This is a genomic window from Xenorhabdus sp. TH1 (genome assembly GCF_037260955.1).
In the GTDB taxonomy this organism is placed as follows: domain Bacteria; phylum Pseudomonadota; class Gammaproteobacteria; order Enterobacterales; family Enterobacteriaceae; genus Xenorhabdus; species Xenorhabdus griffiniae.
Genome location: NZ_CP147734.1, coordinates 2,400,174 through 2,413,194, shown reverse-complemented (window position 1 = coordinate 2,413,194; position 13,021 = coordinate 2,400,174). Strand labels below are relative to the sequence as shown.

Annotated in this window: 9 protein-coding genes; 7 read left to right on the top strand and 2 right to left on the bottom strand. The window is 42.8% G+C overall.

The window, feature by feature from the left end:
- Positions 1–21: 21 nt before the first annotated feature.
- Both focA and ycaO read right to left on the bottom strand, forming a co-directional pair.
- Positions 22–879 (bottom strand): formate transporter FocA, encoded by an 858-nt coding sequence (focA, locus tag WDV74_RS10600; protein ID WP_338882733.1) that lies wholly within the window; start codon positions 877–879, stop codon positions 22–24.
- Positions 880–1,271: 392 nt separating this feature from the next.
- On the bottom strand, positions 1,272–3,035 hold the full coding sequence (gene ycaO / locus WDV74_RS10595; protein WP_338882732.1) for a 30S ribosomal protein S12 methylthiotransferase accessory factor YcaO: 1,764 nt from the start codon (positions 3,033–3,035) through the stop codon (positions 1,272–1,274).
- A 147-nt stretch (positions 3,036–3,182) separates the two neighbouring features.
- Here ycaO and ansB point away from each other — a divergent pair, with 147 nt between their 5' ends.
- The 7 genes from ansB to WDV74_RS10560 all read left to right on the top strand — a co-directional run bounded on the left by ansB (position 3,183) and on the right by WDV74_RS10560 (position 13,010).
- The gene (gene ansB / locus WDV74_RS10590) at positions 3,183–4,226 is read left to right on the top strand and encodes an L-asparaginase 2 (RefSeq protein WP_338882731.1); all 1,044 of its coding nucleotides are present in this window, start codon (positions 3,183–3,185) and stop codon (positions 4,224–4,226) included.
- Between the two features lie 530 nt (positions 4,227–4,756).
- The gene (gene serC, locus WDV74_RS10585) at positions 4,757–5,845 is read left to right on the top strand and encodes a 3-phosphoserine/phosphohydroxythreonine transaminase (RefSeq protein WP_338882730.1); all 1,089 of its coding nucleotides are present in this window, start codon (positions 4,757–4,759) and stop codon (positions 5,843–5,845) included.
- 91 nt (positions 5,846–5,936) lie between these two features.
- Positions 5,937–7,244 carry a 3-phosphoshikimate 1-carboxyvinyltransferase gene (aroA, locus tag WDV74_RS10580; protein ID WP_338882729.1) on the top strand — a complete coding sequence of 436 codons (1,308 nt, stop codon included), beginning with the start codon at positions 5,937–5,939 and terminating at the stop codon, positions 7,242–7,244.
- A 171-nt stretch (positions 7,245–7,415) separates the two neighbouring features.
- A complete protein-coding gene (gene cmk, locus WDV74_RS10575; RefSeq protein WP_338882728.1) occupies positions 7,416–8,102 on the top strand; it encodes a (d)CMP kinase in 687 nt (228 codons plus the stop codon).
- Between the two features lie 193 nt (positions 8,103–8,295).
- Entirely contained in the window at positions 8,296–9,969 is a 1,674-nt protein-coding gene (gene rpsA, locus WDV74_RS10570; protein ID WP_099133860.1) for a 30S ribosomal protein S1, read from the top strand.
- A gap of 74 nt (positions 9,970–10,043) precedes the next feature.
- Positions 10,044–10,334: an integration host factor subunit beta gene (ihfB, locus tag WDV74_RS10565; RefSeq protein WP_047767557.1), complete on the top strand. Its 291-nt coding sequence runs from the start codon at positions 10,044–10,046 to the stop codon at positions 10,332–10,334.
- 330 nt (positions 10,335–10,664) lie between these two features.
- Positions 10,665–13,010, top strand: coding sequence for a ComEC family protein (locus WDV74_RS10560; protein ID WP_338882727.1), 2,346 nt, complete (start codon positions 10,665–10,667; stop codon positions 13,008–13,010).
- The last annotated feature ends 11 nt before the right edge of the window (positions 13,011–13,021 follow it).

Here is a 13,021-nt window from a genome sequence, read left to right as displayed (position 1 = left end):
GAAACTTGATTTGGCGGCGAATTAATGTTTTTTGCTGCCACGTAAATAAATCAACCAATAAGTCAACCCAACCAATATCGCACCACCAATAACGTTACCTATCGTGACAGGGATCAGGTTATCGGTAATAAAGCTTGAAACATTAAGTTGTGGAAATCGTTCAGGGGTTGTCCCTGTTTTCAGCCAAAATTCATCTGGTGCGAAGTTTTTGATAATGATCCCGAATGGAATTAAAAACATGTTAGCAATACTGTGTTCAAAACCGCTGGCAACAAACATGCCAATTGGCAGGATCAACGCGAATAACTTATCTATCAGACTGCGTCCGGCATAGCTCATCCAGACAGCAAGACATACCATCAGATTGGCTAAAATGCCCAGGCATACTGCCTCAATAAAGGAGTGGTGCATTTTATGATCGGCTGTCTGCAATACATTTAACCCCCAAGTACCATTGGCGACAGTATATTGGCCGGAATACCAAACCAAAGCGACGAAAAACAGAGCGCCAATCAGATTACCGATATAAACGTTAATCCAATTTTTGAACATTTGAGACCAGGTAATACGCCCTGTCGCTTTTGAAATGATCGTCAACACGGTGGAAGTAAAGAGATCGACGCCACAAATAACGACCAACATCAAACCAAGGGAAAAACAGATCCCACCCGTTAATTTAGCTAACCCATAAGGAATGGAAGATGTTCCTGTTGTTGCCGTAATATAAAAAACAAAAGCAATGGAAATAAATACACCTGCCATGATTGCCGATAAATAAGTCACTGTAGGATGTTTATTGACTTTATATACACCAATGTCATCAGCGATTTGTGCCATTACAGCAGGTGAAAATAAATTGAAAGGGCTGTCAGTTTTCATCCTAACACTCTCTTTATCCTTAATTAATCATAGCACGCATTGATAGTAACAAACGGGGATTGACCTGAATTTGATATGGATCATATTAGACCGAAAGTCTAATGAGATATAGCCGTTTAAATGAGGTGATATGGTATTAATGATATGATTTATAAAGAAAAATATATTTTAAAATTTATAAAAATATTTTATATAAGCAGTTTTAGCCTTTTAGATCTTAAAAGTAAAATAACAGGCTAAATTGTCATTTATTTGTTATTTCAAAATAAATTATATTTAACCTGTATTTTACTTTTTACGGTTAATAAACGTTAATATACCAATCTAACTTTAAGATGCGTGTGATTTCTCCCCCGTGAAACGGGGAGAAATCAGGTTTCATATACAACAGGTTATTTATTGCTCCAAAATTCACGCTTGGCTTTTTGCAATTTTTCATAAGCATTTAATAATGCTTGATGGGCTGGTAATGCTTTTAACTCTGAGTCAACAGACCATAGACCATAGAAGCTGTTTTCTCCGGTAATGGCTGCTGAAGCAGCATCGACAGTGTCTTGACCGTACATTTTTACAAATGCCTGATAATATTGCTCTGGTTGGCGATCTTCTTCTTGAGTTAACAGTAACAGCGTTTGCAGGCAGCGGTAATAGTTCGCTCGCTCAGTGGTGAAAACGGAAGCATTGAAATCCTGTGTCCATTCCACCCAAATCAAGGCTTGTTCCAAATCTTTGCCTGCCAGTGCCAGCATCGATTTCAATTCACCGATACGCAGATTGCTCCAACCGTTATCTTTACCCACAGCAATGCCCAATAACTCACGGACACGGGTAAAGTCATCCAAGCCTTCATCATCTAACTGTTCGAGAAGAGCCAGATACTCTTCTGGTTGCCATTGACTCTCCGGCAATGCCAGGATGGTATCACGCAGATGAGTTCCCATTATGTTATTGGCAATGTGCAGATCTTCGACAGGATAAATATCTGACATACCAGGAACCAGAATGCGGCAGGCGTAAACACCAAGGTGCTCATAATCAGCGATATAAACTTCAGCATCCAGTTTATTGAAGATCCCCATCAAGGTGGAGAACTCTTCTTCTGTTGTTCCACTGAAATTCCAGTCAACAAATGCATAGTCCGCATCCTGCTTGAAGAGATCCCAACTGATTACACCGCTTGAATCAATAAAGTGAGTTTCCAGATTGGTATGTTCAGAAACTTCTTCATTATCAAAACTTGGTGGCGTGAAGACATCCAGATCTTTCAGGCTCCGGCCTTGCAACAGTTCTGTAACTGTACGCTCCAATGCAACACCAAAATCAGGATGGGCACCAAAGGAGGCAAAACAGGTGCCATTATTAGGATTGAACAGTACAACGCAAATGACCGGGAACTGCCCACCCAATGAGGCATCGTAACAATAGAGCGGGAAACCTTCCTCCTGCAACTTATTGACTGATTCAACGACGCTTGGGTAGCGATCCATAATATCTTGTGGAATTTCAGGCAGACTGATGCACTCTGCGATAATGCGGTTTTTCACATAGCGCTCGAATACTTCAGATAATCCCTGCACACGTGCTTCGTTCATGGTATTGCCGGCTGACATGCCGTTTGAAACATACAAATTTCCGACAATATTCATTGGAATATAAATCGTTTGATTATCTGACTGGCGAGTAAATGGCAGGGTGCAGATCCCCCGTTCTTCATTACCAGACTGCAAATCCACTAACTGGCTAGCACAGAGCGCGTTATCTGGATTGTAAAAACGATGCAGACGCTCGTCTAAAATCCCTTCTGGCAGAGAGTCATCTTCTGGCAACGGGAACCATTTTTCATCTGGATAATGAACAAACTCGCCATTGGCAACGGTATTGCCTAGATAAAAATCAGCAAAGAAATAGTTTGTCGATAGACGCTCAAAATACTCACCCAAAGCAGAAGCCAATGCCGCTTTCTTGCTGGCCCCCTTGCCATTGGTAAAGCACAGTGGGCAGTCACGATCGCGAATATGTACTGACCAAACATTCGGAACAGGATTCAGCCATGAGGCTTCTTCAATATTAAAACCAAGGGACTTCAATTTGTGCTGAAAGCGATTAATGGAGTCCTCTAACGCGGCGTCTTTGCCTGGGATATAGGTTTGCGTCATCGTGATTCACTTCAATTTATGTTAAAGGCGCATATCATACGGCGTTTTTTTTATCCACTCTATCAATTCCAAAAAATTATTGTTAATTAGAGTTTATTTATTCTTGGTTTACATAATAAAATGGCTTTTTTTACAAGAGGTTGAATAATGAAAAAGACTAAAATAACAGCAATAGCCGGTTTTCTGGCTTTAGTTAGCGGTTCTGCTTTCGCTTTGCCAAATGTTACTGTTTTGGCCACAGGGGGCACGATTGCTGGGGGTGGTGAATCTGCAACGCAATCTAATTATACAGCTGGTAAGGTAGGCATTGATGCCCTGCTGAATGCTGTACCGGCAATTAAAAATATTGCTGATTTGAAAGGTGAGCAGGTCGTTAGCATCGGTTCTCAGGACATGAACGATCAGGTGTGGCTGACTCTGGCGAAGAAAATCAATGCAGAATGTGATAAAACCGACGGGTTTGTGATCACCCACGGTACTGATACCATGGAAGAAACTGCTTATTTCCTCGATCTGACTACCCAATGCCAGAAGCCTATTGTGATGGTTGGCGCAATGCGTCCATCTACAGCGCTGGGTGCTGACGGTCCGTTGAACTTGTACAACGCCGTGGTTGTTGCTGCGGATAAAAACTCGGCAAACCGTGGTGTCCTGCTTGCCATGAATGATTCCGTTATTCATGGCCGTGATATCAGTAAACTGAGCACAACGGCAGTTCAGGCATTTCAGGCTGTGAATGCTGGTGCACAGGGCTTCGTTCACAATGGCAAAGTGCGTTACTATTCTGCGGCACCAGTGAAAGCGAATAAAGAAGTTTTTGATGTGAGCACACTGGATAAATTGCCAAAAGTTGGCATCGTTTATAACTACTCCAATGCGTCTGATTTGCCAGCAAAAGCTTTCGTTGAAAATGGTTATCAAGGTATTATCAGTGCCGGTGTAGGTAACGGTAACATCTATAAGTCCATTTTTGACACATTAGCTAAAGCGGCTAAAGAAGGTGTTGTTGTTGTTCGCTCCAGCCGTATTCCTTTCGGCTACACTACCCAAAATGCGGAAGTTAACGACAGCAAATATGGGTTTGTGGCTTCAGAGCGTTTGAACCCGCAGAAAGCGCGCGTTCTTCTGCAATTAGCTCTGACGCAAACTTCTGATGTAGAAAAAATTCAGGAAATGTTTAATAAATATTAATTCCTGATTAACGATATAAAAAGGCGCATTAAATGCGCCTTTTTATATTCTTTTTTATCCGTGATTTTTGGATAAATTATCTGTTAAATGACTTTTTATTCTTTGGCTTTATATCGAAATTAATTTATTTTTAACTTTTTGGGGTTTTGTAAGGTAATTATTTTCAGATGTATACTTTTTCCCATTATTAACATCCTAATCGCCTTTCTTACCTTTGGTATTAAATAAAACTGATATTACCCAGATTATCTTTCCTGACTTTCCGCTATTTTGATTATATGCATGTAACTTCAAGTTACAATTTACAACACTATATGAAACCTGATGTCTTCCCGCGGAACGGGGGAGAAATCACACGTATCTTGAAGTTAGATTGGTATATAATTCATTGCGTTATTTATAATAAGAAGGTCTATCAGAAAGTGATACTGTCGTTTGTAACAAATGTTTAATAATTATTGCAGTGGCAGGGCGAGAATGATAAAACCAATGCGTCCGATTTTATTGTATCCATTGATAGGGTGAAGTTAATGAGTCAGGTATATAATTTCAGCGCTGGCCCAGCTATGTTGCCAGCGGAAGTGTTACGACGTGCAGAGCAGGAACTTTGCAACTGGCACGGCTTGGGGACATCTGTAATGGAAATTAGTCACCGCAGCAAAGAATTTGTGGCTGTTGCGGCAGAAGCAGAAAAAGATCTCCGAGATTTATTAGCCATACCTGAGAATTACAAGGTGCTGTTTTGTCACGGCGGTGCTCGTGGGCAATTTTCGGCGTTACCACTGAACTTACTGGGTGATAAATCGACTGCAGATTATATCGTTAGTGGCTACTGGTCTGAGTGTGCAGCGAAAGAAGCAGAAAAATATTGCACGCCAAACATCATTGATATCAGAACAGAAACGAACGGTGTCAAAAGTGCGAAGCCGATGAGCGAATGGGTTTTGAGCAGTGATGCTGCCTATGTCCATTATTGTCCTAATGAAACGATTGAAGGCGTTGCCATTTTTGAAGAGCCTGATTTCGGCGATGATAAAATTGTCATTGCCGATTACTCTTCAACCATTCTCTCTGCACCCATTGATGTTAGCCGTTATGGTGTTATTTATGCCGGGGCGCAAAAAAATATTGGGCCAGCAGGGATTACCGTCGTCATTATCCGTGAAAATTTGCTGGGTAAAGCACACCCACATACACCATCTATTTGGGATTATACTGTGCAGGTTCAATACGACTCCATGTATAACACGCCACCGACATTTGCATGGTATCTGTCTGGCATGGTATTCAAGTGGCTGAAAGAGCAGGGAGGGTTACAAGAGATCAGTAAACGTAATCATGCTAAAGCCAAACACCTTTATCATGCCGTTGATAACAGTAAGTTGTATATCAACCGTGTCGCTCCTCAAAACCGTTCTATCATGAATGTTCCTTTCCAACTGGCTAACCCCGCATTAGATGGTCAGTTTTTGGAAGAAGCCTATGCACACGGGCTACATGCATTGAAAGGGCACAAAGTTGCGGGTGGCGCTCGTGCTTCGATTTATAATGCTATGCCTTATGAAGGCGTAAACGCATTGGTTGAATTTATGGCTGATTTTGAACGCCGCAACGCATAATTTTTTATCGTCGGGAGGGATAACGCCTCCCGATCTCAAAATCCTCGATCTATCCTAAAAACTAAAATCATATCTGGAGATTCCTCTCTTTATGCAATCCCTGACGTTACAACCTATTTCCCATATTAATGGGACAATTAATTTGCCTGGTTCTAAGAGCGTTTCTAACCGCGCTTTGTTACTCGCTGCACTTGCTAAGGGAACAACCCGATTAACCAATTTGTTGGACAGCGATGATATCCGGTACATGCTTAACGCTCTGGCTGCATTGGGTATTTCCTATCGTCTCTCTGACAATCGGACTGTCTGTGAAGTAGATGGTATTGGAGGCCGTATCACGGGCAAAAGTGATATTGAACTGTTTTTGGGCAATGCCGGTACAGCAATGCGCCCATTGGCCGCGGCTCTATGTTTAGGGGACAGCAGTTTAGGAGACAGCGGCATAAATGTAGTGTTGACCGGCGAACCGCGGATGAAAGAACGTCCAATTGGTCATTTGGTCGATGCATTGCGTCAAGGTGGGGCAAAAATTGATTATCTTGAACAGGAAAATTACCCGCCTTTGCATATCAAAGGGGGATTTCTAGGCGGAAAAGTCACCGTTGATGGCACTGTTTCCAGCCAGTTTCTGACCGCTTTGTTGATGGCAGCGCCATTGGCAAAAAATGACACGGAAATCCACATACAAGGTGATTTGGTCTCTAAACCTTATATTGATATTACATTGGCACTGATGAAAAGTTTTGGTGTAACAGTAGACAATGAACAATATCAGGTTTTTCACATTAGAGGTCAGCAACAATATTTGTCTCCGGGGCAGTATCTGGTAGAAGGCGATGCTTCATCGGCATCTTATTTTCTGGCAGCAGCGGCAATTAAAGGTGGAACCGTTCGTGTTACGGGCATTGGCAGAAATAGCCTGCAAGGGGATACCCAATTTGCCAATGTATTGGAACAGATGGGGGCAACGATTCGGTGGGGGGACGATTTTGTTGAATGTGAGCGTGGTACATTGACGGGCATTGATATGGATATGAATGCTATTCCTGACGCAGCAATGACAATTGCGACAACGGCGTTATTTGCACAGGGAGAAACCGTTATCCGCAATATCTACAATTGGCGGGTAAAAGAAACCGATCGACTAAATGCGATGGCAACCGAATTGAGAAAAGTAGGCGCCGAAGTGGAAGAGGGACATGATTATATTCGAATTTCTCCGCCAGAAAAGCTCAATCATGCTGAAATTGCGACCTATAATGATCACCGCATTGCGATGTGTTTCTCGTTGGTAGCCCTGTCGGATACTCCAGTTACTATCCTTGATCCAGGTTGTACAGCAAAGACATTCCCAGACTATTTCAATCAGCTCGAAAAGCTCAGTCAATATGTAAAGTAGAGGGAGACGCAAAAGTCGGTAGGGATAGAAATAAATGGGCTTTGCCTGTTTCTCTCATCTGCTGAGCGCGTATAATAGGATCGGTTTTTATTGCTTGCTAATTAAGCAATTTTTTGCATTCGGTAAATGACCTGTCTGTTATACGAATGTTATGCGAAAAGGAGGATAATGATGGCGGTGATAGCCCCAGTAATAACCGTTGATGGGCCAAGTGGTGCTGGCAAGGGAACACTATGTCAGGCATTGGCTGAAGCGTTAGATTGGCAGTTGCTTGATTCAGGTGCCATTTATCGTGTATTGGCACTGGCTGCCATCCATCATCAGGTGGATATCCAGTCTGAAGACGCACTGGTTCCTCTGGCTGCAAACCTGGATGTTCGTTTTTTGCCTGCAAATGGCAAACTCCGGGTCATTCTGGAAGGCGAAGATGTCAGCAATGAAATTCGTACCGAAACCGTTGGAAATACGGCTTCGCAAGCGGCAACATTCCCACGTGTCCGTGAAGCACTTTTACGTCGGCAGAGGGCTTTCCGCATTGCGCCTGGGCTGATAGCTGATGGCCGTGATATGGGAACAGTTGTCTTTCCTGACGCGCCAGTGAAAATATTTCTTGATGCAAGTGCGGAAGAACGCGCCCGCAGACGTATGTTGCAGTTGCAGGAGAAAGGTTTTAGTGTTAACTTTGAAAATCTTTTGTCCGAGATACAAGAACGGGACTTCCGCGATCGCAATCGGGCTGTTGCGCCCTTAGTGCCTGCACAAGATGCATTGATCCTGGATTCGACCAGTATGTCTATCGAAGAAGTGATTGATAAAGCACTGGTTTATGTGAAAAACGCGCTGGAAATACCCGCATAATCGTTAATTTTCGCAAATAGACTATTGCAGTCGCGTATCAAGAAGATGTATATAGAATTCTAGTGTATTGGTAGTGAAATATTCTGGTACACTAAAACACCTTGTAACAGGGAAAAGTTGTGAGGTATGTAAAACAACCCCATTCGGCTGGAAGCTTAATGGACGTTAATTAAAAATCTTGAAGATCATAAACATGACAGAATCCTTTGCTCAACTCTTTGAAGAATCCCTACAGGCTATCGAAACTCGTCCAGGCGCCATCGTTCGTGGTGTCGTGGTTGCTATCGATAAAGACGTTGTATTGGTTGACGCAGGCCTGAAATCAGAATCTGCAATTCCTGTAGAACAATTCAAAAATGCTCAAGGTGAGCTGGAAATCCAGGTTGGCGATGAAATCGACGTAGCTTTGGATGCGGTAGAAGATGGTTTCGGTGAAACTGTCTTGTCTCGTGAGAAAGCGAAACGTCACGAAGCATGGCTGATGCTGGAAAAAGCATACGAAGAAGCTGAAACTGTCACTGGTATTATCAATGGCAAAGTAAAAGGTGGCTTCACTGTAGAACTGAACGGCATCCGTGCGTTCCTGCCAGGTTCACTGGTTGACGTTCGTCCAGTTCGTGACACTGCTCACCTTGAAGGCAAAGAGCTTGAGTTCAAAGTCATCAAGCTGGATCAGAAACGCAACAACGTAGTTGTTTCTCGTCGTGCAGTTATCGAATCTGAAAACAGCGCAGAACGTGATCAGCTGCTGGAAAACCTGCAAGAAGGCATGGAAGTTAAAGGTATCGTTAAGAACCTGACTGACTACGGTGCATTCGTTGATCTGGGCGGCGTTGATGGCTTGCTGCACATTACTGATATGGCTTGGAAACGTGTTAAGCACCCAAGCGAAATTGTCAATGTGGGCGATGAAATCACAGTTAAGGTACTGAAATTCGACCGTGAGCGTACTCGCGTATCTCTGGGTCTGAAACAACTGGGTGAAGATCCATGGGTAGCAATCGCTAAACGTTATCCAGAAAGTACTAAACTGACTGGTCGCGTAACTAACCTGACTGATTACGGCTGCTTCGTTGAAATCGAAGAAGGTGTTGAAGGTCTGGTACACGTTTCAGAAATGGATTGGACCAACAAGAACATCCACCCATCCAAAGTTGTTAACGTTGGTGACGTTGTGGAAGTTATGGTTCTGGATATCGATGAAGAACGTCGTCGTATCTCCCTGGGCCTGAAACAGTGCAAAGCTAACCCTTGGCAGCAATTTGCTGAGACTCACAACAAGAACGATCGCGTTGAAGGTAAAATCAAGTCTATCACTGACTTCGGTATCTTCATTGGTCTGGAAGGCGGCATCGACGGCCTGGTTCACCTGTCTGACATCTCCTGGAACGTTGCAGGTGAAGAAGCAGTTCGTGAATACAAAAAAGGCGACGAAATCGCTGCTGTAGTTCTGCAAGTAGATGCAGAGCGTGAGCGTATCTCTCTGGGCATCAAGCAACTGGCAGAAGATCCATTCAACAATTACCTGTCTGTAAACAAGAAAGGTGTTATTGTTACTGGTAAAGTCACTGCAGTTGACGCAAAAGGTGCTACAGTTGAATTAGCTGACGGTGTTGAAGGTTACCTGCGTGCATCAGAAGCTTCTCGTGACCGCGTTGAAGATGCAACTCAAGTTCTGAACGTTGGCGATGAAGTTGAAGCTAAATATGTTGGCGTTGATCGCAAAAACCGCGTAATCAACCTGTCTGTTCGTGCAAAAGACGAAGCTGATGAAAAAGACGCTATCGCTTCTGTGAACAAACAAGAAGACACAAACTTTGCTAACAACGCAATGGCTGAAGCTTTCAAAGCAGCTAAAGGCGAATAATCTAAGTCAATAACGGCGGGTAATGTTCTCTATAATGAGAATGTTACCCGAATACGGTAGTTTAGGGAGGTACCATGACCAAGTCTGAATTAATCGAAAGACTTGCAGAGCAGCAATCTCACATGCCGGCCAAAGCCGTTGAAGATGCAGTGAAAGAAATGCTTGATCATATGGCAGAAACACTAGCCGCAGGTGAACGTATTGAAGTTCGCGGATTCGGCAGCTTTTCTCTTCACTACCGGGCTCCGCGTGTGGGTCGTAACCCTAAAACGGGTGAAAAAGTGGAATTGGACGGTAAATATGTTCCCCACTTTAAACCCGGTAAAGAGTTACGTGACCGCGTGAATATCTATAGCGATAGCTAAGATATCAGTTATTACTTAATTAAACTAACGGCACCTTGCGGTGCCGTTTTTTGTATATACTAATCGCCTTTCAAGTTGCTCATTATAAGATAACGTAACTCATTGTTTTTCCCCGCGAAGCGGGATAAACAATATGCATCTTGAAGTGAGATGGGTATTAATGTATCTCTAATTTTTGTGAGAATAGACGTATTTTTTTGAGATCGTTTCTTTTGTTTAAAAGTTAATTTGCGAAGCGATTCCACGAAAACATTTCTCTAACTGGCAGTAAGATTTACTATGTCATAAGCTCTCTTGCGTGAATGGAATGTCAGCACAGAGGCATAATGGATGCAGCCGATAATATTTTCTCTTTTTACCTGTTTATTTACCATTTGGCGAAAACCAACGCCACTTATCAGTCTAAATTGGGCGGCATTAGCCATTATATTGGGAGTTTTTCCCTTATTATTCCTTGCAGAGCTTCCTCAACAAAAAGTCATTCAATACCTGGTTATCCTTGCGTTTTGCTTATTATTTTTTCCTTATAAGATTATACGACTAGTATCATTAGCATTATGGGCATTTATTTTCGGATGTTGGCATGGCCAGCATATATTGGCACAAGTGGCTTATTTCAGCGAAACATCCCGCACTGCAATCGTTATGATTGATAGTGTATCGTTGGAAAATAATACGAAGAAGGAAGATAAGAAGGCGCGTTATCGTATTAAGCTGATTGAGAGTGATGGGAAATATATTATTCCTGCCTTATATGCGTCAGTATCATGGAATTCTCAAGAGTTGCTATGCGCTGGCCAGAAGTGGCAGATGACAATGAAACTCAGGCCTGTTCATGCTCAATTAAACCATGGTAGTTTTGATAGCCAACGATATTCACTTTCTATTCGCCAACCATTGAATGGAACAATTATAGAGGCAGCGCCACTCGATAAAAATTGTGATCTCCGACAAAGTTTCATTAATAACTTGTTACCAGAAATTCAGCCATTAAAACAGGCGGGTATTGCATTAGCACTCTCGTTTGGTGAAAGGATATGGTTGGATAAATCCACTCGCTTGCTATTACAGCAGACAGGTATTGCGCATTTGATGGCAATTTCAGGGCTGCATATTGCAATGGCCAGCTTATTTGGCTGGAGTTTTGCAAGAATGACGCAATTTTTTTTTCCTGCAAAATGGATTGGATTTCGCTTTCCATTGATCATGGGCTGGTTAACCGCAATGCTGTATGGATGGTTATCTGGTTGGGGAATTCCAGCCGTTCGGGCAATATTAGGGTTAACTTTATGGATTTATTTACGGTGCAAAAGCCGGCTGTGTTTTTCATGGCAATGGGCTTTATGGAGTGCCGCCCTGATTTTATTTTTCGATCCTTTGGCAATACTTTCTGACAGTTTTTGGCTCTCATTTACTGCGGTAATGGCACTGTTATTTTGGTTTTATTGGATGCCTTTGCCAGAAAAGATACGTCAGGGGTGGCAGTGGTCATGGCTGCGCGCACTGCATATGCAGTTGGGCATGTTGCTAATGTTGTTACCGTTACAGCTTTTGTTATTTCAGAGCGTTAATATTGCATCATTGGTGGCTAACCTGTGGGCTATTCCAATTATCTCTTTTTTATCTGTTCCGTTGGTTATGTTGGGGATGGTTTGTCTCTTTCTTCCGGTGATCCAACCCTTTTTATGGCAGCTTGTTGATTACAGCATTTTATTTGCTTTGGCACCTTTACCTATTTTGACATATTCATGGTTTGAAACAGGGTACTATCCGATAGGTATTACGTTAATCGGCTGGTTTTTTGTTGTGATTTGGCGCTTAGGTTGGTGGCGCTCCTATAAATGGTTGTTGGGCGTTTGCATTGGAATCATTGCGTGTTATTCCAAACGTTCTAATGATTATCAATGGCGTTTTTCCATGCTGGATGTGGGGCATGGATTAGCTGTGGTCATCGATAAGGGAGGGGAAGCGATTGTATTTGATACAGGAAATCGTTGGGAAACGGGCAGCATGGCAGAAAAAGTTATTGAACCCTATTTACGTTGGCATCGGTTAACACCAGGGCAAATAATCCTGAGTCATGATCATTTGGATCATACGGGAGGAATGGAATATCTAGCTGAAAAGTATCCCGATATCCAAATTAGAAGCCCTTCTCTAAATCAGGCTCATTTACCTTGTGTCCGTGGTGAAAAGTGGACATGGCAGGGGTTAAATTTTGCCGTTCTTTGGCCACCAGAAAAGTCAGTTATAGTTGGCAATGATCAATCTTGCGTGATCCGTATTGATGATGGTAGATACAGTCTGCTATTAACAGGAGATCTAGAAAAGCTGGGCGAATACCGCTTATTGGAGCTTGAGAAGGATCATCTGCGTGCAACAATACTACAAGTACCTCATCATGGGAGTAACACTTCTTCTACTTCGGTGTTTATACGCAGAGTTATGCCTCGATATGCTCTGGCTTCAGTTGCACGCTATAGCCCGTGGCGATTGCCTTCAGCAAAGGTGAAACAACGCTACAAAAATGCTGGCATTAAATGGCATAGCACAGCGGTTTCTGGTCAGATAACCGGCTATGTTTATCGCGATGACATTAAATTAAAAGGTTATCGACAACAAATAGTCTCACGATGGTATCATCAGTGGTTTGGTATTCGTGGCGATCATGAGTAGAATGATTCGCT

Coding starts and splice junctions, on each gene's coding strand:
- focA (WP_338882733.1), bottom strand. CDS start 879: ATGAAAACTGACAGCCCTTTCAATTTATTTTCACCTGCTGTAATGGCA.
- ycaO (WP_338882732.1), bottom strand. CDS start 3,035: ATGACGCAAACCTATATCCCAGGCAAAGACGCCGCGTTAGAGGACTCC.
- ansB (WP_338882731.1), top strand. CDS start 3,183: ATGAAAAAGACTAAAATAACAGCAATAGCCGGTTTTCTGGCTTTAGTT.
- serC (WP_338882730.1), top strand. CDS start 4,757: ATGAGTCAGGTATATAATTTCAGCGCTGGCCCAGCTATGTTGCCAGCG.
- aroA (WP_338882729.1), top strand. CDS start 5,937: ATGCAATCCCTGACGTTACAACCTATTTCCCATATTAATGGGACAATT.
- cmk (WP_338882728.1), top strand. CDS start 7,416: ATGGCGGTGATAGCCCCAGTAATAACCGTTGATGGGCCAAGTGGTGCT.
- rpsA (WP_099133860.1), top strand. CDS start 8,296: ATGACAGAATCCTTTGCTCAACTCTTTGAAGAATCCCTACAGGCTATC.
- ihfB (WP_047767557.1), top strand. CDS start 10,044: ATGACCAAGTCTGAATTAATCGAAAGACTTGCAGAGCAGCAATCTCAC.
- WDV74_RS10560 (WP_338882727.1), top strand. CDS start 10,665: ATGCAGCCGATAATATTTTCTCTTTTTACCTGTTTATTTACCATTTGG.